The organism is Streptomyces sp. DT224 (assembly GCF_049844595.1).
Classification (GTDB): Bacteria; Actinomycetota; Actinomycetes; order Streptomycetales; family Streptomycetaceae; genus Streptomyces.
On the sequence record NZ_JBNCLI010000012.1, the window covers coordinates 70,661 to 93,583 of the forward strand.

Below are 22,923 nucleotides of genomic sequence, written 5' to 3' on the forward strand. Positions count from 1 at the left end.
GGCTGCCGCCCCGGCGGAGGGGGGAGGGTCGGGTCAGCCGCGGCGGCCGAGGACCATCTGGAAGGTGGCGTGCTCGATCAGTTGCCCGTCGGCGGCATGCTCGGCGAGCAGGGCGCGTGCCCGGCCCTCGAACTCGTCGACGTGGTCGCCGAACAGCGGCCGGGCGGCGAAGCTGGTCGAGTACAGGTAGCCGATCACCGTCTCGGGGGCCCACTGGCGCTCGACCGCGATGGTGTGCTCCTCGACCTGTCCGAACACGGACTCGGCGAGGATCTCGCTGTAGGGTCGGTTGTGCGCCGCGTACTTCTTGCCGACCCCTGCCCTGCGGTCCTGGCCCAGGTACTCCTGGATCAGGGCCCGCAGGGCGTCGGTCCACTCGGTGCGCGCGGTCCACAGGCTGCCGTCACCCATGACCGCGACGGTCGCGTCCGGCGCAGTCATGGCTTCGAGCCGCGACAGCACCTTCTCCTGGTCCATCCAGTGGAAGGCGCGGCAGATCGTCACGAGGTCGGCGCGGTAGGACGCGGGCGGTGTGAACTCCTCGGCAGAGGTGTTGTGCAGGCTGACGGTGACCGGCAGCCCGGCGAGCGCCTTGTCGGCCTCCCCGAGCATGCCGGCGTCCTGCTCTACGACGTCGATCTCCGTCACTTCGTCGGCAAGGGCGAGGGGGACCTGCCCGGTGCCGGACCCGAGATCGAGCAGGGCCCGGCGCCCCTGGCCGGCCATCCGCTGCGCGAGCAGGTCGACGGCCTCCTTCGGGATGCCGGGGCGATAGACGGCGTAGAACGGGGCGGTGGTGTCGAACTGAGTCACGGGGTGGTGCTCCTGTGGTGTGCGGTTGATGAGGGAAGGTCTCGCTCGATGTGCGAGACCGCGCGCGCGAGGTCCGGTACGACCGTGACCCGACCGGGATGCTCGGCCATCAGTCGCAGTTCGTCGGCGGACGGTGCGCGCGAGGTGATCCACAGAGCCTGGGCTCCCGCGGCCAGGGCACCGCGTACGTCGCAGTCGAAGCTGTCACCGACGTGCAGCACCTGCGCAGGATCGTGGCCGTGCAGTCGGGCGACAGTCTGCACGGCGCGCGGGTCCGGCTTGGCGACGCCGAGGCGCCACGAGGGATGATGGGCCCGCAGGTGGGGAGCGAGTAGCGCTGCGACGTCGGTCTCCCGTTCGTCCCAGTGGCTCACGTTCGACAAGGTGACCACCGGTACCACCCGGGCGATCCGGCCCACCGCCTCCACCGCGCCGGGCCACAAGACGAAGCTGGGCGAGCGGTGGTCATGAGGAAACGCGGACGGCGCGATGTTCAGAGCTGCGCACAGAGCCCTGGTTCCCGCCGCGTCCTTGCGGGGGTCCAGGACGTGGAGTGTCCGATGGGCGATCTCTCTCGCCTCCTGGCGCGTGAGCGGTGACAGCCCGATGAGGTGCTGCGTCAGCGTCGTCCCCGAGGGTTCGCCCAGGGTGTATCCGACGTCGAGACTCACCAGCCGCAAGGGCTGCGCGAGGCTCACGACCGGGTCGCCAGGGCCGCGATGACCATGCTGATCCGTTCCGTACGTACGTCACCGGGGTCGGCTTCGCCGAGGAAGGTCAGCATCTGGCGGGCTTCCGCCGGCGACCAACCGCTCGGGTCGACTCCGGCCTCGGCGGCTGCGCGCGCGAGGTCGTCGGGAATCGTCGGTGGACGCGCTCCGTGCGGCAGTAGCAGCGTTCCGCTCCACTCCTCGCCGACCTGTCCCGGGGGCAGGGCCGCTTTGAGCGGTGACAGGACGGTGACGTCGTCGAACGTCATGATCCTGACGGGAAGGTCGACCGAGGTCCCTTCGTGTTCGAGACGCAGGGTCGCCGACAGAAAGGTGTCGTGTCCGCTCAGCCGTTCGGCGACCACGAGCAGTACGGAGTTCCCGCGCTGCTCCAGATGACCGTGAACGGCGAGCTCACCGGTGTGCATGGGCATTACCGGAGCACCTCCATTCCGAGACCGGGCAGGTCTGGAAGAGCAACGTGGCCGCCGTCCGGCCTGAGCGTGCCGCGCATGGTCCGTTGGCGGCGCGGCTCCCACTCCATCTGGTACTCCACCGCGCCGGCGATGTGAGGGAATGCTGCAGCCAGGTGCACGGCGGGCAGGAATCCGCGACCGTGTAGATGGACGGGCACCTGAGCGCCGAGGGCAAGACCCAGCCAGTCCCGCGCTTCGGTGATGCCGCCGCACCACACGGCGTCGAACGTAAACGCCTGCGGTCGGCAGCTCTCCAGCAGTTCGGCTGCCTCCTCCAGGTGGGCGAGGCGCTCCCCGACGGCGATCGGTAGTCCGGCCGCCTGCTCGCGCAGACGCGCGTACGCGTCCAGCGAGGTTCGATGCAGTGGGTCTTCCACCCAGCGCACGGCATCCGGAGTGAGCGACCGCGCGACCTCTACGGTCCGCACGGTGCCCCATGTGCCCAGGGCGTCCACCGCCACGCTGTGCTTCGCCCACGCCGCCGTACGTTCGGCCAGCCGTACAAGTTCGCTGGCCTCCGCTTCGCGCAGCGCCCATTTGGTGAAGGCGAACCCTTCACCTGCGGTGGCCTTCACCGACTCGGCCGCCGATGCCGAGGCCAGGTCCACGGAGAGCCAGGAGGCGTAGACCGGAACGCGCCGCGCGGGTCGGTCACAGAGCAGGGCCGCGACTGGAAGGTCGGCGAGCCGGCCGTGCAGGTCCCACACCGCACAGTCCAGCGCTCCCACCGCCCAACGCCCTAACCCCGCTGCGTGTGGCCCCAGTTCGGACAGGAGCGTGCGCAGCAGGCCGCTGTGGTCGGCCACGGGGTGTCCCAGGGCGCTTTGCCCGAGCCGTGTGGCGACGAGCGCGGCAGGCAGTTCGTCGAGCGGACCGAACACCCCGGCCACGCCGCGGGACTCGACCACTACCGCGAACCGGCTGTCGCCTGGCTCCCACGGCTGCGCCACGCTCGCTTCGAGGGGCTCGACCCGCACACGGTCAACGACCGGGTCAACGAAGGCCATCGACCAGGTCCTCTCCGGCGTACGTGAAGTACCACAATGGCCGGTAGCACTCCCAGCCCACCGGCCTCAAGCCGGTCGACGCCATGGCCTGCTCGATGGACGTACGAGCCTGCAGGTAATAGTCCAGCGTCTCCGCGCCGGGCGTCCGCATGCCTTGCATCAGCACGGTGTGCGCCTGGAACGTCTGGAAGTTCGGGAACGCGTTGATCACATCCGACAGAGTGGCCACCCCGCGTACGAGATCCTCCATCGGATCCAGCCCCACGATGTACGTGTAGGAGGTATCCAGCCCCGCGGCCCGTGCCCGCGCCAGCAGGTCGGGCATCTGCTCCGGCTGCAGATCCGCCTTGGTGGCCTTCATCAAGGCGGCCCGCCGGGTGAAGTGCTCGATCGTGAGCCTGAGCACGAAGGGGGACACCTGCGCTGCGATCGTCTCGAACGCTTCATCGCTCCGCAGCACCGAGCTGAGAAACCCGATCCGCGCCTGAACGTCGGCCCGCTCCAGAGCCGGCCGAAGGGCGGTCAGGTGAGCCAGAGCGGCCCCCTCCCGTTCGAAGCAGCCGGTCGAGACCGTGACCTCGGTCAGTTCGGCCAGGTTGCGGCGGGGATGCTGCTCGCCCAGTGCCCGAAGCAGGTCATCGAGTCCCTCCTCCTCCTGCAGCCTCGGGTCGGCGGCAGCCTCCAACGTGTTGGGGCACCACCCGCAACCAACGCACCGACTACGGGCGTTGGGGTTGAGCGTCGCGGCACGTCCGTCGTTGCGGAAGTAGCCTCCGACGGCCTCGTCGGCGTCGATCCGCTCGACGTGAGCGATCATCTCGCCGTTCAGCCACAACTCTTCACCGCGCAGGTGGAACGGGCTGGCCGGCCGGTTCAGGGGGACGATGATCTGCCACGGGACATCGGGGCGTCGCGTGAGCCGGAGGTTGACGCGGGCACGGGGCCGGTCGTGCCCCGAGCTGATCCCGTGCAGGTTGACCGCGATCAGGATCACGTCCTCCACGGGTACGTCGTGGCGTAAGGCGGCCTGCTCCAGGTGTCGAAGGCGATCGGCGCCGACGGCGCCGCTGGAGGGTATGGCTTGGCTTGCCGGGTGATGCGACATACGTGGCTCCAACCATTTTGGGGCGGTTATGGGCGCTATGCGACCTGAGCGAGTGGGACAGTTGCGAAGCCGCCGGCGAGGCGAACCGAGGCGATCCGCCGGCGCACCGCCTCCAGCGCTACGGCAACCGGAGGGAGCCCGACGGAGGCCCTTCGCTGATCCAAGGAGTCGGGTTCGCGCACCGGACACAGGTCAACTCCGGCCGACGTCAGCAGGTGTTGAGTCCCGTAGTCCTGAAGGCGACCGCTGTTGGCCAGGGTCCGGTCGTGGAGGTGAGCCCAGTGCGTGACGGACGCACCGCGGTCCTGGACCGCGCGCTTCAGTAGGGTGGTGGCAGCACGCTGCAGGTCGGGATCGTCGTCCGCGTGAAGAGCGAGGTTCCATGCAGCCGTCGAGGCTTCGACGCCGACGAGGCAGCGGTCGGGCCAGTCGAATTCGGCAAGGACACGGCGCAGAACCTTGGCGTCGGCGTGATCGGCGTGACGGTCCTGGCCGAGCTGGACGGCATCGGCATCGAGCTGGTTGCGTATGCGCCGGGCCCGGCGGGCCGTCGACTGGGCTGCGCGGACGATGAGTTCGCGGGCGAGGTCCGGCCGCTGGGGCTCGATGGCGTTCACTGGCTAACCCGCCCGATTGAGGTCGGGTGCAGCTCGACGTGGCAGCCGATCAGTGCGCTCAGGCCGGATCGGTGCTCGGCTCGGAGGTCGAGGCGGGCGACTCGATCGCCATTTCGTCCGGGGCCCGCACCGCGCAGATCCCAGCCGAGGTCGACAAGCCGACGCAGCAGACCAGCAAGGGGCTCGGCCAAGAGGTCACCGAGGACCAGCATCTCTGCCCGGACGAGCGGCACGTCAAGCCGGGCGGCACAATCGGAGGCCCAGAGCGTGAGCAGCCGGGCGAGGCCGTCAGGGTGGCCCGGGAGGGTGTGGATGCGGTCCAGGAAGAGGCACGGCCCCGTGCCCCAGCAGAGGTCGTCCAAGACCCGCGGGATCATGCAGGCCAGCAGCAGCCCGTCCTCGAACAGCCCCGTTGCCGGCGTCTGCGGGTCTCGGAACATCGCCGGGACATCGACAAGGGTGGGCACCGCCAGGCCGCGCTGCGTGAGCCAGCGCTGACGATCCTGGACGAGGGCCGCGGCCTCGGCGCGCTCGGCGTCGGTGCTAAGAGGACGCATCTCGTACACGGGCGGCCGTACCCCGTGAACGTCCCCGGAGTAGGACGCCTCGGTGGCGGGCGATGCGGATGCTGTCACTGGTCTGCCTGGCCTTTCACCGTGTTGGCCTGCTGGGCGCCCAGCAGGCCCCAGGCGTGCCCGAGGACGACGAGCTCCATGACATGGGCAGTGCCCGTGTCGTCGAGCAGCGCGTCGACCGCGGCTCGGTAATCGGCGGGGGCGATCTTGGCGGCGAGCGCAACTTCGTCGGGGGCACTGTGCGTCGCGACCGCGTTGAGCAGGAGCTGCTGCTGGGCGTCGAGGTCGGGAGCGGGCCGCAGTGTCTTGGGCGGAGCGATCTGTTCAGCGGTCAGTGCCATATGCATCACGACGTGCGTCTTGCAGCGGGGCGGGCAGTGGAGGTTCGCACGCAGCTCGCGAATGTACTTGCGGACGGTCTCGTAGTGCATGCCGCCCTGCGCGGCGATTTCCCGTGGGCTCAGGTTGTCCATGAGGTGCTTGGCGACGTTCTGCAGTGCCGGCCTCAAGGGTGTGATCGGTGTGTTGTCCCGGATGGGCAAGGTCACGGATGTCTCTTCTCGGATGGGTTGGCGAAGTGCCGTGCGCCGCGGTTCACAGGGTGGCTGGGCCCGGGTGGGTGGCGAAGCGCTCTGACCACTGCTGCGGGTATTCGTCCAGGGCTTCCTCGGCGAGGCGTATGCGCTGGACCTCGCCGGTTCCGGCAGGCGGGTAGAGGTGCTGGGTATCGCGCCACAGGCGCTGCAGGGGGTATCCGGTGTCCAGGGCGTTGGCGCCGTGCAGTTCCATCGCGTCCTGAACGGACTGGGCGGCCCACTGGTGGCCGAGCAGTTTGGCGGTGATGAGGTCGGGGTCGCAGGGCAGTCCCAGGTCGAGGCAGCACGCGGCCTGGTAGGCGAGCGTCCGTGCCGCGCGCAGGCGCGCTTCCATGCCGCCGATCCGGCCTCGCAGCACGGGGTGGTCGGACAGTGTGCTTCCGTACCGGGGGCGCGCCTTGAGGTACGCGGTCGTGGTCGCCAGGGCGGCCTCGTGGAGGCCGAGGCTGAGTGCGGCCAAGTTGAGCCGGCCGTACAGGATGCTGCTGCTCTGCGCCGCGTCGAGCCCTTGACCGACGTCGCCCACGCGGTTGTCGTCGGGGACGCGGACGTGGTCGAGGTCCAGACGGCCGGCGGAGAAGCCGCGCAGGCCCAGGCCGGGGCTGTGGGCCGCGACGGACATGCCTGGGCGGCCGGATTCGACCATGAAAGCGGTCAGGGCCCTGTCCGCGCGTACCCCGTCGTCGGTCCGTGCGACGACGAGGTGGGCCTTCGCGAGATGGCTGTTGCCGATGTGCGCCTTGGCGCCGGTGATGACCCACTCGCTGCCGTCCCGTTCGGCGAAGGTTTCGATGCCGCCGATGTGCCCGCCGGCGGACGGCTCCGTCACGGCGATCGAGAGCAGCCCGGACCCGTCCGCGACCGGTGGCAGCCAGCGCTGCTTCTGCCCGTCGGTGCCGAAGTTCATGATCGCGCCGACGGGAATCAGGGTGGCCTGCAGGATGGCCGCCGCCGCTCCGGAAACCCGGGCGATGCGGTGGATGAGGATCGTCCTGGCGACGTGGTCGTACCCCATGCCGCCGAAGGCTGATGGGACGGTGACGGCGAACCACCGGCGGGCGGCCATCAGGTCGGCGATCTTGCGCTCCACCCTTCGCGGGGCAGCCTCCATGCGTGCGGTACGAGGCGCGACGTGGTCGTCCGCGAAGGCGTCCGCCGCGTTCCACAGCTGTTCGTGGCGGACGCTGAGAAGCGGGCGCAGCGTCGGCGGAGGCGTTGTGGTCGCGGTCATGGTCCTCTCCAATCCCCGGTGAAGTGGCGGTGGCCTACGGTCTGTGAAGGGTGTGGAAGGGAGCGGCGGGCGGGCGGGTCATGTCCTCCATCACCTGGGCACCGGTGTCGATGACGATGTCCCTGATCCGCGTCGCGTCGCTCAGGGGCCGCCGTTCGGGGTCGATGACGCAGACCGTGCCGATCACGACTCCGCTCTCGTGTTTGAGCGGTGCTCCGAAGTAGGCGCGGATGCCGACCGCGTCGACGACCGCGTTGCCGCTGAACCGGGGGGAGGCGTGCACGTCCGGGAGCGGGAGGGCCTTCTTGCGGTCCATCACCTCGGGGCACCAGCCGTGGTCGCGGCTCATCGTGCGGCCGACGACCACGTACCCGCTGCCCGGGTCCGGCTGGTGCAGGCCGATGAACGTCTGTTTGCCCAGGAACAGGTTGACGAACCCGTACGCGAACCCTGCCCGACGGGCCATGTCGCGGGCGATGGCGTCGTAGTCGTCGCTACCCGCGAGGGGCACGCCCAGGCGGTCCAACAGCGTGTAGCGCTCGACCAGTTCGGCGTGCGCGCTCTGCGGAGCGGGGGCATCGGTAGCGGGAAGGGCGAACGGTCCGCGTCCGGCGTCGCCCGTGGCGCGCCGGGGCAGTGAAGGGGGCGCGAGGAGGGCGTTGGTGGGGTGAGATGACATCAGGCATCCTGCCTCGTGGGTGTGGACCGCATGGCATGGTCGATGAGGGTCAGCAGGACACCGGCGACGTGCGCGGGTGTCCGGGCATCGCAGGTGACCACGGGGACGTGGGGGGCGAGGCCGAGCGCAGCGCGGACCTGGTCGGGCTGGTAGCGGTGCGCTCCGTCGAATTCGTTGACCGCTACGACGAAGGGCAGGCGGAGGCGCTCGAAGAAGTCGACGGGGGCGAAGCTGGATTCGAGGCGTCGGGTGTCGACGAGGACGACCGCGCCGACGGCGCCGCGGGAGAGGTCGTGCCACAGAGAACCGAACCGGTCCTGACCGGGTGTGCCGAACAGGAACAGCTCCATGGGCATGGGCGGGTCGGGCAGGGTGAGTCGGCCGAAGTCGAAGGCCACCGTGGTGGTCCTCTTGCACTCGACCCCGGCCAGGCTGTCCACGCCCGCGCTCGCCTGGGTCAGGTACTCCTCGGTGCTCAGCGGGGTGATCTCGCTCACCGCGCCAACGGCGGTCGTCTTGCCAGCGCCGAAGCCTCCGGCGATCACGATCTTCACCACCGTCGGCTCGCTGGCCCGGCTGGGTAACTCCTTGTGATGCATGGTCGGTTCACCCGGCTCGTCGATAGGTGTCAGCATCCGGCCACCTGCGTTTCAGACCGGCGGCGAGGGCCACCAGCAGCTGCGTAGAGGGAGGCCCCGCCTCGCTGCCGGCTGCGTCGTACGGCGTGGTCAAGGGGAGCGTCAGTGCTTCGCCGTCCAGGAGGTCCGACACGAGGATCTTCACGACCGTGACCGGGCGGGCCAGCACGCCCGCCAGCTCCGCCACCGAACGTCGGCGCTCCCGGCACAGGGCGAGGATCTCCTCGTACTCGTGGCCGTGCGCGGGCCCGGGGCGGCCCGGCCCCACGACCACCACGGTCTCCAGAGCGAGGACGTGCCGGGGCAGGGTGCGCCCGCCCGTCAGGGCGTACGCCCGCACGTACTCCTCACGGCTGTCCTCGGTCACTGGACCTCAGCCCCCACGTCGGCGCGGACGGGAACGAGCATGTACGGCGCGAACCGGGTGATCAGGCGTCCCATGGCGAACCCGACGGCGCCGGCCTCGGCGTCCGTGGTGGCGACGACGGCCAGGACCGTCTCCACGGCGCCGCCGGGCAGGGATCCGAAGAGTGCGCTGCGTCCGGCGCTCTGAACGAAGAGAAGGCAGTCGCCCCGCTCGACGATGATCTGCCCGGCGGGGCTCCTCGTGTTGTTCGGGCCGGGGATGCTCGCCGCGAGGGAGGCGAGGCCGCCGACCGCGGCCGACAGCTGGTCCGCCCAGTCCTTCTCGATGTCGCTGTCCAGCAGCCGAAGTGCGTCTCGTGACAGCAGGACGGCGTGCGTGACGCCTGCGGTGTCGGCGACGAACTGTCGCAGCATCCAGGCCATGTCGTCCTGCTGTTCGTGGGCCGCGGCCTTGTGAGAGGACATCTCGGGGCGGGTGTTCATAGGAATCACTCCAGGGGGAAGGGCGGATGTTGATGGGTGGCAGCGGCGGGGCGAGGGCGCGCGTTTCAGGGGCCGGTCTGCTGCGTCGACGCGGGAGGGGAGTCGGCATTCGTGCCGGCCTTCAGGCCGGCATGGAAGGCTCCTGCGATCCCCGGCGTCGGTGGGGACGCCGTGACACGCTCCCGCTCGGGCAGGCGGCCCAACGCCTCGGCCGCACGCTTTCGAGTGGGCAGCGCGGGGGGACCCGCCGACCCGTCTGACCCCTGGGATATCCGCGCCTGCGCGACGGCGTGCGCGGGAGTGTGCGTTGCCGGAGGCGGGACCACAGAGGGGCGAGCAACGCTCGGTGACACGCCGGGGTCCTGGACGGAGGGGAGGGGGACCAGGAGTTGGTCCGGTACGACGACCAGCGCGGTCGTGCTGCCCAGGACGTTCTCCTGCAGGCGTACGGTCATGCCGTGCGCCTGGGCGATCTTCGCGGCGACCAGGAGGCCGAGCTGTCCGGCCCGGACCTGGTTGCTGACGTCCACCCGGTCCGGTGCTGCGAGCAGGTGGTTCATCTGGTCCCGGACCTGCGGATGTATGGGGACGGCCCGGTCCTCGACCTCGATCGCCAGCCCGGCGGCGACCCGCTGCGCGCGCACCGTCACCTTCGTCGCCGGATCGGAGCACTCCAGCGCGTTCTCGATCAGCTCGGCCAGCAGGTGCGTGAGGTCCGGCCCGACATGGCCGGGCAGACCGATCTCGGCGCCGACGGAACCGGCAGCGACGCTCACGCGCGGGTACTGGAGCACCTCGCACACCGCGCCGCGCAGCACGGTGGCGAGCGGCACGGGTCGGCGTGCGCTGCGAAGGGACCGTCCGCCCAGCACGGCGGTGCTCTCGATGTGGCGGCGTAGCCGCGTCACGAGGTGATCGATCTGGAAGCTGGTGTGCAGCAGTTCCGGGTCGTCGGTCAGTTTCTCCAGCTGAGTCAGCGCCTCAAGTGCCTTGCCGACCAGAGCGTGCTCGCGCTGGGCGAGGAGGCGCAGAACTTCCAGCAGCAGGGAGGACTGCGACTCGTCGTGCACACGCACGAGCGATGTGATCGCCTGGACCTGCAGCGCGCCCAGAATGTCGAGGACTCCGGTGTTCGGGTCGTCACGGCGGGGCGAGTGCATCTCCGGGACGGGCGGGCGCCCTCCTCGGCACAGCTCCTCCACCGACCATCGCAGTGACTTCTCCACAGCCGCCGCCGCACCGTCGACCGCTGCGAGCGTCTCGGAACGTGCCTCGGTCACCGTGGTGTGCACGGAGGCCGCGACCGTACGGGCCGCGCGGGCGGCCACCAGCACCACCACGACCAGCCCGACGCCCAGGCCCACCACCGCCCAGCCCGTTCCCACTACGGAGACCGACCGAGCGGATAAAGCAGCGGTGAGCACGGAGGCCAGGACCACCAGAGGCACCAAAACGGCGCGGCGGGTGCGGCGCAGGGTGAGCGGGTCTACGCGCGAAGGGCGGCCCCTGCGATGGCCGGCCACCGCCGGCCGTTCCGGAACGGCGCTGTCAGGCATGGGAATCCTCGTCAGGGGTCGGGGCGATCAGGCGTGCTGGGCAGTCGTGGCCGTTGCGATCCGGCCGGTAGGGCCGCACCCGACTCGGCTAGGAGAGGTTCGTGCGGCCCCCGATGCGGGGACCGGGACACTGATGCCGGACCCGGACTGTGCGGTGAGACGGGCGAGGAGCCTGGCGCTGTTGACCACTCCGCCATGGCTGAAGGCTTGCGGATAGTTGCCGAGTTGGCGGTTCGCGACCGGGTCGTACTCCTCGGCGAGAAGCCCGAGATCACTGCCCAGGGTGAGCAGATACTCGAACTGCCGGGTCGCTTCGTCGATGCGGCCGGTCAGCGCCAATGCGTCTACGAGCCAGAAGGAGCACAGCACGAAGGCGCCCTCGTCACCGGCCAGGCCGTCCACCCCCGTGGTGTCACCCGAGGTCGGGTACCGGCACACGAGCCCGTCGGCGGTGCCCAGCTCGCGCCGGACCGTGTCCACGGTGCCGACAACGCGAGGATCATCGCCAGGCAGAAAGCCCACGGCGGGAATCAACAGAGTCGCCGCGTCCAGCTCCTTCGAGCCGTAGGACTGGGTGAACGTGTTGCGTACGGGGTCGAAGCCCTTCTCGCAGACCTCCTGGTGGATCGCGGCCCGCAACTCGAACAGGGCGACCAGGTCCATGTCGAGGGCGCCGGCCTCGACCAGGCGGATCGTGCGGTCCACTGCCACCCAGGCCATCACCTTTGAGTGCACGAAGTGCCGCCGCCGGCCGCGGATCTCCCAGATCCCCTCATCGGGCTCCTGCCAACGCCGCGCCAACGTCTCGATCAGACGCCGGTGCAGCACTGCGGTGTCGGCGCAGTGGGCGACCCCGCTCTGATGAGCGAGGTGCAGCGTCTCGATCGCTTCGCCGTAGATGTCGAGCTGGAGCTGACTGGCCGCCCCGTTGCCGACTCGTACGGGGGCGGATCCCTCGTACCCGGGCAGCCACGGCAGCTCCCGCTCCGGGAGATCACGCTCGCCGGTGATCCCGTACATGATCTGCAAGTTCTGCGGGTCACCGGCCACGGCACGCAGGAGCCACCGCCGCCACGCCTGCGCTTCCTCCACGTATCCGGTCCCCAGGAGTACGCCCAGGGTTGTCGCGGCGTCTCGCAGCCAGGTGTAGCGGTAGTCCCAGTTCCGGCTGCCGCCGATCTCCTCGGGCAGCGACGTGGTCGGCGCCGCGACTATGCCTCCGCTGGGCGCGTACGTCATCGCCTTCAGCGTGATCAGCGACCTGACCACGGCCTCCCGATACGGTCCCTCGTAGGAGCACTGTCGTGTCCAGTCCGCCCAGTAGCCCAGCGTCGCGGCGAGAGCTGCCTCCGGATCCGGCACGGCCGGAGCGGGGGCGTGCGACGGGCACCAGCTCAGCACGAACGCTTGTGTCTCTCCGGCGGAGAGGGTGAAGGCGCTGACGATCACGCCGTCCTTCTCAACCTGCTCGGCACCGGTGTCCACCCACAGTGCTGCCGCGCCGGCCTCGGCGACCATGCGTCCGTCGACCTCGTGGACCCAGGGATGGACGCGGCCGTAGCCGAAACGTGGGCGCATGGTTGAGCGCATCGTCACCGTGCCCGTCAGGCCCTCGACGATCCGGATCACCTGCGGTTCGCACTCACGCGGCGGCATGAAGTCCGTGACACGAACCGTCCCCGCTGCCGTGCGCCAGACCGACTCCAGTACGAGGGAATCGCCGATGTAACGGCGTTCGGCGGCGACCTCGCAGCCGGGTTCGTCGGCCGACGCCGTCGGCGCGATCCGCCAGCTGCCGTGCTCTTCCTCACCAACAAGGTGGGCGAATACGGCCGGCGAGTCGAAGCTGGGCAGGCACAGCCAGTCCACCGATCCGTCGTCGCAGACGTGCGCACTGGTCTGCAGGTCGCCGATCAGGCCGTATTGCTCGATACGTGGACGCGTCATCGTAGAAATCTCCGTAAGGGGCATCGCTTCTGGGAGTGGTGGCTGCGCGCGCGGCCATCGCAGATGACCAGCCAGGCCGTCGGGCCGAGGATGAGCACAACGAGGGCAGCGCCGGTAGCGGTCACCTGCGTGGCACCGAGGCGGCAAGCACCAGAGCGGCGAGGGCCAGGGCGAATACGGCGCCTCGCATGACGTTCATCGGCGGCTTCCGCCACCGTCGTCGGCGCGGCGACTTCACGGTGACGGTGCTGTCGTTCCTCGCCACAGCGAGGAGCTGCTGGGTGGCCGTGGCCAGTTTGACGAGATGGACGCGGCCGGGCATGTAGCCGTCGGGAATGCTCTCCGAACAGATCTGCTGCGCCCGCCGCAGGGCCGGCTCGGTCGGCGAGGCCAGGGGGCCGAGGTGCTTGACGTGGCCCCGCAGTCGCAGGACGAGGTCCTCCACGTCGGTGGTGCTCTCTGGCAGGGGGGAGTCCTCGCCCAGCACGAGCAGCACGGTCTCCGCAGCAGCGGCCCGCTGATCTCGCTCCAGCCCCGGCGCACCGAAGGGAGTTCTTCCCCGGCTGCGGTAGCTGGTAGCCCTAGAGGCGGCCCTCGTGGTCATGCGGCGCCTTCCCCGGTGGTCGCAGGGGTGGCAAATCGGCCGTGCGTGGCCGCCGAGCCATCAGCGTCCACGTGAGCACCGCGTCCCTCGGCCGGCAGCTTCAGGCTCTCGTTCGAAGTGCGCTCGGCGTACTGCTCGACGTGCCGCCGAAGCGCTCGTGCTAGATCCCGGACCCGGTTCCAGGAAGCGAACGCGAAGTCGGAGTCGGTGCCACCGGGCACGCTGTTAAGCAGTGACTGGACCTGCCGGTGCTGCGCGTCAGCCTCCTCTTTGTCCTTGGGAAGAGCACCTAAGAACTGTCGGAGCTGGCCCTCTAGGGCGGTGGCCTCGGCCTCGATCTCTGAGAGCGTCGTGGTGCCGAGCTGCCGCGAGAGAGCTCTGTTGGCGATCAAGGTCGCGGTGACCGGGTCGACGAGGGGCACATTGGCCTGGTCGCTCGGGGGATGCGTCATAGCTTCTCCTGCGCCTGTCTCACGCGAAAGGTTCATGTCAGAACGTCGACATTGCAGAACTCGGCGACTGCGTGCCTGGACGCGCATGACAGGACATGACGTCCTGGGCGCGAGACGCCGAGGCACTGGGGGCCGCGAAACCCTCCAGCACGAGCAACGATGAAGCACTAGCAACGTTTCTCGCAAGCGAATGTTGCTAGATCGTCGAGGTTGCGCGGGAACTGGCATATGCCTGCGCCTCGCACCGGTACCCTGCGATGCCAGGGAGGTTTGTCGTGAGCGAAGGTCGCACCAACATTCACCGCCGCCGGTTCGGATCGGCGTTGAGGTCGCTCCGCATCAGTGCGGGGCTGTCGGGGGAAGAGGCCGCAGAGCGACTCGGGATCGCTGGGAAGTCGGCACTGTCAAAGATTGAGAACGGGAAGCAGCAGGTCAACAGCTTGGGCTTGACCGCCTTCTTCGCCGTGTACCGCGTGGAGAGCGAAGCGACCCAGGCCAAGGTGAGGCACATGGCCGCTCTCGCCGCCCCAGCGAAGCGCACGAACCTGCTAGACGAGTACCCGGACGCGATCACGGACGACTTCGAGGACTATCTGAACCTTGAGGGCATGGCGACGAGCGCGGACGTCTTCTTCGTCCAGGTCATACCCGGTCTGCTTCAAACTGAGCGCTACGCGACCTCTGTCGTGGAGCGAAGTGCGGTGTGGAGCACTGAGCGGGAAGTCGAGAGGTTCGTGGCGCTGCGGCTGGCGCGGCAGGCGGCCCTGCAGCGTGAGAACCCGCTGAGCCTGACCTGCGTCATCGACGAAGGTGCTCTGCGGCGTGTCGTAGGCGGGCCCGCTGTGATGCGCGATCAGCTCCAGTGGCTACTGAAAGTCATGGAACAGCGGAAGCACGTCACGATCCAAGTGCTCCCCTACAGTGCAGGTGCGCACGCGGCTCCGGATGGCTCGTTTCAACTTCTAGAATTCCCGATGGGCTCGCCCGTCTGTGTGGTTGAGACGAAGACAACCAGCCTCTACCTGGAGGAAGATAAGGACGTCGAGCTCTACGGTCGCACCTTCACCGACCTCTGCAAGCAGGCGCTCGATCCCACGGCCACCTGCCGCTACATTGAGAACATGATCAAGGACTTTGAGACATCATGAAGAGCACTGCCGATCTGACCAATGCCACCTGGGCGAAGAGCGCGCTGAGCAGCGGCGGCAACAACTGCCTGGAGGTGGCCATCATGGGTGACGTAGTCGCACTGCGCGACTCCGTGGACGTTGGCGACCCCGATGCCAAGATCCTCTTCGTGTCCCGCACCGACTACGAGCTTTTCACCCAAAGTGTGCGCGCTGGCCAGAGCGACCTGCTGCCGTAGCCCGCGCACCGTACGTATCAGGACGCCCCCTCGCTTCGGCCGGGGCGTTCTGACGTATGTGCAGCCGAACAGTCGTTGGTGGGGCTGCCTCCCCGAGGATGCGCTGCCGGCCGCATGACCCGTCGACCGGCGCCGTACCGGGCCTTCAGTCAGTGGCGCCTCAGGATGCGGAGCGTTTCTTCGCGGACTTCGAGGATGTGGTTTTCTTCGCCGCCTGAGTGTCGACGGGAGGGCGGGTCGTGCTGGCTCTGGTGGCCATGATGTCGGCCCTGGTCTCCTCTGCGGCGGTCATCGGCGCAAGGCCGGGCGCGGTTGCGGCGGGCGTGGCGAGGCCGGGAACGTGGGTTGCGACGCTCGACGGTTGGCTAAACCGGTGCTTCTCTCAACGATCGTCTGCGTCGGTTGACGGGTGGCGTAGGTCTGGGGACCAAAGCTGGGGACCAATGTGCCGTGCACGTAATTGCCTCGCGCTGTCGGTGTTGCCGGAAAGCACGTTCTACGACGGAGCGGCGTTTTTAGCCGGTTCAACGAAGCTCCGTTTCGGTGTCCGGAAGGGGTAGCGGTGTCTCGTGGCTCAGTGCTTCAAGGAGCAGTGGAGGGGCCGAGCTCGCAACTTGGTGTGGACCGCTACAAGACTTGCGAACCGGCCGGGGCCAACCCGATGACTCCATGGGCTGTCGAAGGGGCGAGATCTCGAAGCGGCCTGAGGCGCTCGCGCAGGGTTCGGCCGGACATTGGGAATGGGCTGAGTGGGGACCAACTGGGGACCACACGCTACGCGCGGCGGCGCACGGCACATACTTCAACGCACAACTTTCGCACGGATAAAGTCTGTAAAATCCTGAAAGTACCCTTGACTCCTACTCCTGGGGGTCAAGGGGTCGCAGGTTCAAATCCTGTCGTCCCGACTGGATGCAGTCGCAGATCAGGGCCGGTTTCGGAAGTTTCGAAACCGGCCCTTGGTCGTTGTCCGGCGCCGGGCCCTGGCGTTTTTCCGCCGGGAGCCCGGGTACGCGGTCGCAGACAGAGGACCGCGGCACTCCGACGGAGGGGTGCGACCGAGCAGAGGAGTAGCCATGCTGAAGGCGATCGCGGATGTGTTCCGTTCCATCGGCGGCGCCATCGCCACGGTGGTCACGCTGCCGTTCCGGGCTGTCGCACGGCTGTTCAGCGGTGCGTCGAGCACCGCCCACGGTCACCACTGAGCGCGCGCGCCGACTCGTCGTCACGGGTCTTCGAGGGGCGGTTCCGGAAAGGTCCGGAGCCGCCCTTCCGGCGTTTCGGGGCGCCCGTGTCCCCGGTCCGGTCCGGTCACGCGCGGCCCTGGCCGCCGCAGGGTCTTGCGGCGGGCGGAGCAAGTGGTGAATCATCATTCAGAGCTTGTTCCGGGCCGGTGCGCCGAGCAGGCGCGCCGCGCGGGACCGGCGAAGGCGATTCCCAGGAGAGAGGCCCAAGATCCACATGGCTGTGCGACACAGGTACTCGGGGACGGCCAGGACGATCGCAGCCTGCTGCGCGTCCGGCGTCCTCGCGGCGCTTCTCACCGCGACACCATCCGTGGCGGCGGCCCACGAGGGGTCCGGCGTCCCATCGGGGCCGAGGGGCGAGGCCTTCTATCACGCGCCCCGGGGACTGGTGGAGCACGGACAACACGGCACGCTCATCCGGGCCCAGCGGCTGACCGGGGTCGCGGCTTTCGAGGGCGCCGACAACTGGCGTGTGCTGTACCGCTCAGTGACCCCGCAGGGCAAGGCGGTGGCCGTCTCCGGCACGGTCGCCATCCCGCACGGGCGGCCCCCGGCCGGCGGCCGGCCGGTGCTCTCCTGGCTGCACGGCACGACGGGCGTGGCGGACGCCTGCGCCCCGTCGCGGGACAGCGCGAACGGACCGGTGCACGACTACCTCCAGTCGCTGCAGGACACCGTCGCACCCTGGGTCTCCCGCGGATACGCGGTGACCCGGACCGACTACCAGGGCCTGGGTACGGACGGCACGCACAGCTACCTCGTCGGTGAGGCAGAGGCCCGGGCAGCCGCCGACCTGACCCGCGCCGCGCACCAGCTCTCCCGCCACCTGAGCGACGAGTGGGTGGCGTACGGCCACTCGCAGGGCGGCCACGCGGCCGTCTTCGCCGCCGACCTCGCCAACCGCTGGACGCCGGAGCTGCGCCTGATCGGCGCGGCCGCGCTGGCGCCGGGGTCCCAGCTCAGCACGGCTGTGCCCGCGCTGCGCCGGCAACCGCTCGCCGGGGTGAGCGACTTCTTCCCGCTGATCGTGCGCGGAGCCCAGACCGTCAGCCCCATGCCCGACGAGCGGCTGTTCACGCCGAAAGCCCTGGCGGTGGCCGGTGACGCGGACCGGATGTGCAGCGCCCAGCTCCGTGCCCCCGACTCCTGGGGCTCGTTGAGGAGCGACGAGATCTTCCGCGAGGACGCCGACCTCACCGCCCTCGACCGGGCACTCGCCGACAACGAGCCGGGCCGGCTGTCCCCGCGCGTTCCCGTGCTGCTCGCGCAGGGCGGCAAGGACACGGTGATCCAGCCCGCCTGGACCGCCGCCCTGGACGCGCAGTTGCGGGCGAACGGCGTCCACGTCACCTCGTTCACCTACCCCGAGGCCGACCACCGCGGCGTTCTGTCCGCGTCCCTGCCCGACGTCACCCGCTGGATCGACCGCCTCTTCGGCAGGTCCGCCCCCGGAGAAGACCGGCAAGGCTGACGGCCCTCGGGCCTGTCTGACCATTCCCGTCTGCATGGCGCCGCCCTGCAGACGGGAATGGTCAGACAGGCCCCAGCCGGAGCGCCGTTTCCGCGAGGAGGATGCCGACGCCCCCGCCGCCGTGGGCAAGTTGGCATTGCGCGCACGGTTTCCTGGCAACCCGCGCAGACCTTCGCGGGTGCCCGGAAGAGGTCGGCCGCCGGTAGGGCAGGCAGGCCGGAATCAGCGCCGCGCCACGCGCTTGAGCTGCTGCGGGGCCGTCGTACGCCCGATCTATTCTGTCCCTCGCGCCGCGTCGGTCCGGGGGAGGAGACGACGCGTGGGGCGCACATGACGAGGGGGGTCTTGCATGTCGAACGCGAAGTCGGATCCGACGAACCCGGCACCGGATGCCACGGCAGCGGTCCGCGCACAACTGGGCGCGGAGATGCGGAGGATCAAGGAGGCCGCCCAGCTCAGCTTCGGCGGGCTGGCCGACCGTACGCACTACAGCCGCTCCTCGTGGGAGAGGTTTCTCAACGGCAAGCAGCTGCCGACCCCCGTGGCGGTCGAGGAGTTGGCCGCCGTGGCGGGCACACCGCCGGAACCCCTGCTCGACCTGCTGGCCAGGGCAGGCGTGCCGGTCGCGGACCCGGTGCCGGCGACGGGCGGCCGGGACCGGCCCGCGGCCACGCGTCCCGCCGCCGGTGACCCGGCCGTCCGGGCGCGGACGCCGGGCCGGCGGCCCGGGGTGCCATGGCGGCGGCGGTGCGCGGTGATCGGTTACATCGCGGCGGGCGCCCTGATGGGCTCGGTGGCGACCGGGCTGCTCTCCCCGTACCTCACGGGAGCGGACCAGGGCCCGGACGCCGCTACGAGCCGTAGCGAGAGCAAGAAGGCGAGCGGCCAGGGCGCGGACCTCGTCCCGGGCGCCGGGGACATCAAGGTCAAGTGCACGTCGGACACCTGCTGGCGCAACGATCCCCAGGCCATGGAGTGCCAGTGGGACGCGAAGACCGCCAAGAGCACCTTTCTGCGCGGCATGCAGATCGAACTGCGCTACAGCGCCGCCTGCCAGGCGGTCTGGGGGCGGATCGAGGGCGGGGCCGTCGGCGACAAGGTGATCATCAAGGACGCCCGGGGGATGGAGCTGGACGCCTTCATCCGCTTCGAGCACGACTCGTACACCAAGATGCTCGGGGTCTCCGAGGATGCGCCGCTCGACTCCATGAGCGTGTGCGGGGAGATCCCCTCGGAGAAGCAGATGCAGTGCGCGCCGACGGGAACGGCCAGGATGCCCTGACGGACGGAGCGTTGGGACAGGTGGGCCACCGCCGGTCCCTGACCCGTTGAAGCCGGCGCGCGGTAATTCGGTGGTGCGCCCCTCGGCGGGTCTTGTACGTTTCCGGCGCGCCCGCGCCCGGCGATGCGCCCGGCTGCGGCTACTTCCTTCCGAAACCCAAGTGACGCCGCCGCCATGTTCCTTGATCTCGCCGGGCGCGCGCGTCCACAACACTGCCTGATCCAGGGGGATTCACTGCCTCGTCATTCCCGACGCATCTCGAAGGTCTGGTCCGAGATGCTGGTGGCCCCGCATGTCTCGGCCGCCGCGCGCCACCTGACCGCTACCCGGTCCGTACCCGGCTCCACCGCACGGGACCTCCGAACGTACGAGGGCGGCCCGGCCTTCTTCCGGGAGCCCCGTGAGGAGCTCTTCCTCCTCGCCGTCGGCAACTTCGTCTCCCAGGAGACCTTTTACGAGAGGGGGGAGGACCGCGACGACCGGTACGCCGCCCTCGTCGCCCGCCTCGCCGTCGAGCACCCCGTGTGGACGGCCGGGCTGCTCCGCTGGCTGCGCGGCGAGGGCAACACGCGCACCGCGTCCCTGGTCGGCGCCGCCGCGTACGTACGCGCGAGGCTCGCCGCCGGGGCCCGCACCGGACCCTCCAACCGGTCCGTGATCGACGCGGTGCTCCAACGTGCCGACGAGCCCGGTGAACTGCTCGCGCACTGGATCGCGACGTACGGGCGCCAGGTACCGCAGCCCGTGAAGCGGGGCGTCGCCGACGCCGTACGCAGGCTCTACACGTCCCGCGCCCTGCTGAAGTACGACACCGCGTCCCGGGGCTTCCGCTTCGGTGATGTGCTCAACCTGGTGCACGCCTCCCCCGACCCGGCCAGGCCCGAGCAGGGCGCGCTCTTCCGGTACGCCCTGGACCGCCGCCACCATCCGGACCGGGCGACCGCTCCGGACGAGGACCGGGTGCTCACCGCGCACCGGGCGCTCCTGGACACCCCGGTGGACGAGCGGCGCGCCCTGATCACCGGCCCCGGCGGTGCTGAACGGCTGGCCGAGGCGGGCATGACCTGGGAGTCCGTCAGCGCGCCCGTCGCAGCCGCAGCGGCGCGTACACCACGAGCGCCGCGAGGAACGCCACCCCGTACGCCAGGTCGGCCCCGTGCAGCGCCTCGGCCACCGGGCCCACGTACAGGCCGGTGCTCATGAACGGCACCGCCGCCGCGAAGGCCGCGGCGAACGCGGCGAGCGCCGGCCACCAGGGGCGCGGCCGGTCGTGCTCGGCCGCGAGGTCGACGGGCGCGCCCCGCCGGGCCCGGGCGCGCGCCAGCCAGTCCACGGAGACGATCGCCACGAAGCCGGGGATCCAGTAGCCGACGAGAAGCAGTACGTTCTGGAAGCGGGCCGTCGTGTCCGCCGCGTGCATCCACAGCACCAGCGGGAACCCCAGGGCGGCGGCGAGCGCCGCGGCCACCGGGCGCGGCAGGCGTACCCCCATGGTCTGCAACGCGAGCGAACCGCTGTAGTCGTTCATCGCGTTGCTGCACAGCGCGGCCAGCGCCACCGCGAGCAGCCCGAACGCTCCGAGCGCACCCCCGCCGAGCAGCGAGTCCACGCCGCGCGCGGTCTGGTCCGTGAGGACCGAGGCCCCCCACAGCCCGATCGTCTGAACCGCCACGAAGGACGCGCTGATCCCGCCCAGCGCGCACCAGAACATGCGGGTCCGGGACGTGTCGCGGGGCAGGTAGCGGCTGAAGTCGCTCGCGTACGGCGCCCAGGACAGCGCCAGGCTCAGGGCGATGGTGCAGGTCAGGACGAACGCCCCGGCCCGGTCCGCGCCGTGCACGGTCGAGGCGGTCACCGGGTCCACCCCGCGCAGGGAGCCTGGTGGCGAGCACGGCGAAGGCCGCGGCCAGGGCGAAGGTCATCACGGTCTGGAGCCGGTGGATCACCTCGTAGCCCAGCACCCCGAGCGCGCCCTGCGCGGCCATCATGACCAGGACACCCAGCCAGAACGGCCAGCCGCACAGCTGCGCCAGCGCGTCCCCGCCGAACAGGCCGATCAGGGCGTCCCAGGCGACGGACGACAGCCACTGCAGCGCGCCCGGCAGTACCACGCCCGGCCCGAACGCCAGCCGGGCGAGCGGTAGTTGAGCGGATCCGGTGCGGCTGCCCCAGGTGCCCAGATACGCGGTCGGCGCGGCGCCGGCGAGGGTGCCGAGCACGACGGCGGCGAGGGCCGTCGCGAAGTCCAGGCCGAGCGCGACGCCGACGGTGCCGGTGAAGACGCCGGTCATGGTCAGGTTGGGCGCGAACCAGACGGTGAACAGCCGGCCCGCCCCGCCGTAACGGCGGTCCTCGGGGACCGGGGCTATCCCGTGCGCCTCGATGCGCAGATCGCCGGCGGCGGCGGGCATGCGCCCGCCGAACGCGGCGCGGTCCTCCCGGGCATGCGGCAACGACATGAAGACATCCCTCCGCCAGTGCTAACTGGTTCAGGTTCGACGGGTGTGATCTCAGCCCTCGTGCGGGGCACCCCGTGTCCGGTGTGGCGGCCAGAATAGCGCCGGCCTGTGCGATCTCCTCGCGGGGGTCGGCCGGACCCGCTCCGGCTCAGCTGAAGAGCTTCGTCACGAACGCGTGGAGGTTGTCGACCGTGCGGGCGATCTGCTCCTCCGTGCTCAGGCTCTCCTTGAACCGGGCCCCCGAGGCCACCGCCTTCTTCCCGCGCACGTACAGCGAGCAGGCCAGGTCGGTGCACATGTACAGGCCGACCGAATTGCCGTCGCGCCCGGCGGGGCCGGTCTTGCGGGCGGTCATCAGCGAGACCCCGCTGCCGGGGTGCGTGGTCAGGCAGAGCGAGCACATGCTCCGGTGCAGGAAGCCGCGCTGCTGGGACGGGAAGCGCAGCGAGATCCCGGCGGGCTCGCCCTCGTGCTCGGTGACGATGTAGCTGCGTCCCGGCGCGGACAGGTCGCGCCAGCCGAGGAAGTCGAGGTCGTCCCACGGCAGTTCCTCGAAGTCGCGGGGGAGCGGCAGACGCTTGGCCTCCCCCTTGGAGCAATTCACGAACGATGAGCGGATGTCCTGCTCGGTCAGGGCCTTCATGCACACGAAGCTAACTCTGCCTATGGCCCCTAGGCAAACGATTAATTCGGTTAGGGCTTCACCTGGAGGCCTTTGGGCGCGAGGGGGAGGCGGTGCACGGGCGGGTGCGGGATGCCGAGGTCCGGGCGCCAGGTCGCGAGGATCTGCGCCGACGGGCCGAAGAGCGGTGACGGGAGGCGGTCGAGCGCGGTCCATTCCCAGGTGCTGATCAGATGCGGCTCGGTCACCCGCGCCGTGCCGGTGTCCACGCGCACCAGGGCGGCCATCGTCACGCGGTTGATCCCGCCGAGGGCGTCGTGCAGCATCGCGAAGACGGTGACCTCGTCCTCGGGGACGGTCAGCCCGGTCTCCTCGCGCAGTTCCCGCACGGCCGCCGCCGCGACGGACTCGGGCACCGGCTCCACCTTGCCGCCGGGCAGCTCCCAGGTGCCGCTGTGGTGCCGGCCGAGCAGGATCCGGCCCTGCGGGTCCAGCACGACGACACCGACTCCCAGCGCCGCCTGGGCCTCGGGCGGCTGGGTGTTACGGGAAGGGGCGAGGGGGTTCTCAGTGGTCATGCTGCTCCTCCGGAGGGGTTGGGCGTCGAGCCTACGGGTGCGC

Annotated in this window: 24 protein-coding genes, 2 pseudogenes and 1 riboswitch; of the genes and pseudogenes, 6 read left to right on the forward strand and 20 right to left on the reverse strand. The window is 70.1% G+C overall.

The genetic code is table 11. The features are described 5' to 3' along the window. Positions 1–33 precede the first annotated feature (33 nt). The 17 genes from ACLQ2N_RS28325 to ACLQ2N_RS28405 form a co-directional block, all read right to left on the reverse strand. Positions 34–813, reverse strand: a complete 780-nt coding sequence (locus ACLQ2N_RS28325) for a class I SAM-dependent methyltransferase (RefSeq protein WP_425817266.1) — start codon at positions 811–813, stop codon at positions 34–36. Continuing rightward, positions 810–1,511: an HAD family hydrolase gene (locus tag ACLQ2N_RS28330; protein ID WP_425817268.1), complete on the reverse strand. Its 702-nt coding sequence runs from the start codon at positions 1,509–1,511 to the stop codon at positions 810–812. The genes ACLQ2N_RS28325 and ACLQ2N_RS28330 overlap by 4 nt, the downstream gene beginning before the upstream one ends. Beyond that, entirely contained in the window at positions 1,508–1,957 is a 450-nt protein-coding gene (locus ACLQ2N_RS28335; RefSeq protein ID WP_425817270.1) for a hypothetical protein, read from the reverse strand. The genes ACLQ2N_RS28330 and ACLQ2N_RS28335 overlap by 4 nt, the downstream gene beginning before the upstream one ends. Next, the gene (locus ACLQ2N_RS28340) at positions 1,957–3,006 is read right to left on the reverse strand and encodes an enolase C-terminal domain-like protein (RefSeq protein WP_425817272.1); all 1,050 of its coding nucleotides are present in this window, start codon (positions 3,004–3,006) and stop codon (positions 1,957–1,959) included. Before ACLQ2N_RS28340 ends, ACLQ2N_RS28335 begins: the two co-directional genes overlap by 1 nt. Then, positions 2,993–4,009, reverse strand: coding sequence for a hypothetical protein (locus tag ACLQ2N_RS28345; protein WP_425817274.1), 1,017 nt, complete (start codon positions 4,007–4,009; stop codon positions 2,993–2,995). The genes ACLQ2N_RS28340 and ACLQ2N_RS28345 overlap by 14 nt, the downstream gene beginning before the upstream one ends. 137 nt (positions 4,010–4,146) lie before the next feature. Then, positions 4,147–4,728 carry a DUF6624 domain-containing protein gene (locus tag ACLQ2N_RS28350; RefSeq protein WP_425817276.1) on the reverse strand — a complete coding sequence of 194 codons (582 nt, stop codon included), beginning with the start codon at positions 4,726–4,728 and terminating at the stop codon, positions 4,147–4,149. After that, positions 4,725–5,294 carry a hypothetical protein gene (locus ACLQ2N_RS28355; RefSeq protein ID WP_425817278.1) on the reverse strand — a complete coding sequence of 190 codons (570 nt, stop codon included), beginning with the start codon at positions 5,292–5,294 and terminating at the stop codon, positions 4,725–4,727. The genes ACLQ2N_RS28350 and ACLQ2N_RS28355 overlap by 4 nt, the downstream gene beginning before the upstream one ends. 65 nt (positions 5,295–5,359) lie before the next feature. Next, positions 5,360–5,851 (reverse strand): DNA-binding protein, encoded by a 492-nt coding sequence (locus ACLQ2N_RS28360; RefSeq protein ID WP_425817280.1) that lies wholly within the window; start codon positions 5,849–5,851, stop codon positions 5,360–5,362. A 46-nt stretch (positions 5,852–5,897) separates the two neighbouring features. Next, positions 5,898–7,130, reverse strand: coding sequence for an acyl-CoA dehydrogenase family protein (locus ACLQ2N_RS28365; RefSeq protein WP_425817282.1), 1,233 nt, complete (start codon positions 7,128–7,130; stop codon positions 5,898–5,900). 34 nt (positions 7,131–7,164) lie between these two features. Then, the gene (locus ACLQ2N_RS28370) at positions 7,165–7,809 is read right to left on the reverse strand and encodes a GAF domain-containing protein (RefSeq protein ID WP_425817284.1); all 645 of its coding nucleotides are present in this window, start codon (positions 7,807–7,809) and stop codon (positions 7,165–7,167) included. Continuing rightward, complete coding sequence (locus ACLQ2N_RS28375) at positions 7,809–8,408, reverse strand: GTP-binding protein (RefSeq protein WP_425817691.1); 600 nt, start codon at positions 8,406–8,408, stop codon at positions 7,809–7,811. Before ACLQ2N_RS28375 ends, ACLQ2N_RS28370 begins: the two co-directional genes overlap by 1 nt. A gap of 7 nt (positions 8,409–8,415) precedes the next feature. Further along, on the reverse strand, positions 8,416–8,814 hold the full coding sequence (locus ACLQ2N_RS28380) for a DUF742 domain-containing protein (protein WP_425817286.1): 399 nt from the start codon (positions 8,812–8,814) through the stop codon (positions 8,416–8,418). Further along, a complete protein-coding gene (locus tag ACLQ2N_RS28385) occupies positions 8,811–9,296 on the reverse strand; it encodes a roadblock/LC7 domain-containing protein (RefSeq protein WP_425817288.1) in 486 nt (161 codons plus the stop codon). Before ACLQ2N_RS28385 ends, ACLQ2N_RS28380 begins: the two co-directional genes overlap by 4 nt. A gap of 65 nt (positions 9,297–9,361) precedes the next feature. Next, complete coding sequence (locus tag ACLQ2N_RS28390; RefSeq protein ID WP_425817290.1) at positions 9,362–10,852, reverse strand: ATP-binding protein; 1,491 nt, start codon at positions 10,850–10,852, stop codon at positions 9,362–9,364. Positions 10,853–10,879: 27 nt separating this feature from the next. Continuing rightward, positions 10,880–12,799 carry a glycoside hydrolase family 15 protein gene (locus tag ACLQ2N_RS28395; protein ID WP_425817292.1) on the reverse strand — a complete coding sequence of 640 codons (1,920 nt, stop codon included), beginning with the start codon at positions 12,797–12,799 and terminating at the stop codon, positions 10,880–10,882. Between the two features lie 121 nt (positions 12,800–12,920). Continuing rightward, positions 12,921–13,403, reverse strand: coding sequence for a DUF6415 family natural product biosynthesis protein (locus ACLQ2N_RS28400; RefSeq protein WP_425817294.1), 483 nt, complete (start codon positions 13,401–13,403; stop codon positions 12,921–12,923). Continuing rightward, complete coding sequence (locus ACLQ2N_RS28405) at positions 13,400–13,855, reverse strand: hypothetical protein (protein WP_425817296.1); 456 nt, start codon at positions 13,853–13,855, stop codon at positions 13,400–13,402. The genes ACLQ2N_RS28400 and ACLQ2N_RS28405 overlap by 4 nt, the downstream gene beginning before the upstream one ends. A 275-nt stretch (positions 13,856–14,130) precedes the next feature. On the opposite strand from ACLQ2N_RS28405, the gene ACLQ2N_RS28410 reads away from it, so the two are divergent. The 6 genes and pseudogenes from ACLQ2N_RS28410 to ACLQ2N_RS28435 all read left to right on the forward strand — a co-directional run. Beyond that, complete coding sequence (locus tag ACLQ2N_RS28410; RefSeq protein ID WP_425817298.1) at positions 14,131–15,003, forward strand: helix-turn-helix domain-containing protein; 873 nt, start codon at positions 14,131–14,133, stop codon at positions 15,001–15,003. Then, positions 15,000–15,221 (forward strand): DUF397 domain-containing protein, encoded by a 222-nt coding sequence (locus tag ACLQ2N_RS28415; protein ID WP_425817300.1) that lies wholly within the window; start codon positions 15,000–15,002, stop codon positions 15,219–15,221. The genes ACLQ2N_RS28410 and ACLQ2N_RS28415 overlap by 4 nt, the downstream gene beginning before the upstream one ends. Positions 15,222–16,297: 1,076 nt before the next feature. Next, positions 16,298–16,426 (forward strand): LPFR motif small protein, encoded by a 129-nt coding sequence (locus ACLQ2N_RS28420; RefSeq protein ID WP_275408390.1) that lies wholly within the window; start codon positions 16,298–16,300, stop codon positions 16,424–16,426. Positions 16,427–16,856: 430 nt separating this feature from the next. Beyond that, entirely contained in the window at positions 16,857–17,939 is a 1,083-nt protein-coding gene (locus tag ACLQ2N_RS28425; protein ID WP_425817302.1) for a lipase family protein, read from the forward strand. Positions 17,940–18,288: 349 nt separating this feature from the next. Beyond that, the gene (locus tag ACLQ2N_RS28430) at positions 18,289–19,221 is read left to right on the forward strand and encodes a helix-turn-helix domain-containing protein (protein WP_425817304.1); all 933 of its coding nucleotides are present in this window, start codon (positions 18,289–18,291) and stop codon (positions 19,219–19,221) included. 276 nt (positions 19,222–19,497) lie between these two features. Continuing rightward, a pseudogene (locus ACLQ2N_RS28435) lies at positions 19,498–20,301 on the forward strand (TROVE domain-containing protein); the annotation flags it as partial. Here the strand turns inward: ACLQ2N_RS28435 and ACLQ2N_RS28440 are convergent. The 3 genes and pseudogenes from ACLQ2N_RS28440 to ACLQ2N_RS28450 form a co-directional block, all read right to left on the reverse strand. Next, a pseudogene (locus tag ACLQ2N_RS28440) lies at positions 20,297–21,680 on the reverse strand (purine-cytosine permease family protein). The pseudogenes ACLQ2N_RS28435 and ACLQ2N_RS28440 overlap by 5 nt on opposite strands. Beyond that, positions 21,671–21,765, reverse strand: a riboswitch (TPP riboswitch). (Overlaps the previous pseudogene by 10 nt.) A gap of 63 nt (positions 21,766–21,828) precedes the next feature. Beyond that, positions 21,829–22,323, reverse strand: a complete 495-nt coding sequence (locus tag ACLQ2N_RS28445; RefSeq protein ID WP_425817306.1) for an FBP domain-containing protein — start codon at positions 22,321–22,323, stop codon at positions 21,829–21,831. Between the two features lie 50 nt (positions 22,324–22,373). After that, on the reverse strand, positions 22,374–22,880 hold the full coding sequence (locus ACLQ2N_RS28450; protein WP_425817308.1) for a nucleotide triphosphate diphosphatase NUDT15: 507 nt from the start codon (positions 22,878–22,880) through the stop codon (positions 22,374–22,376). Positions 22,881–22,923 lie beyond the last annotated feature (43 nt).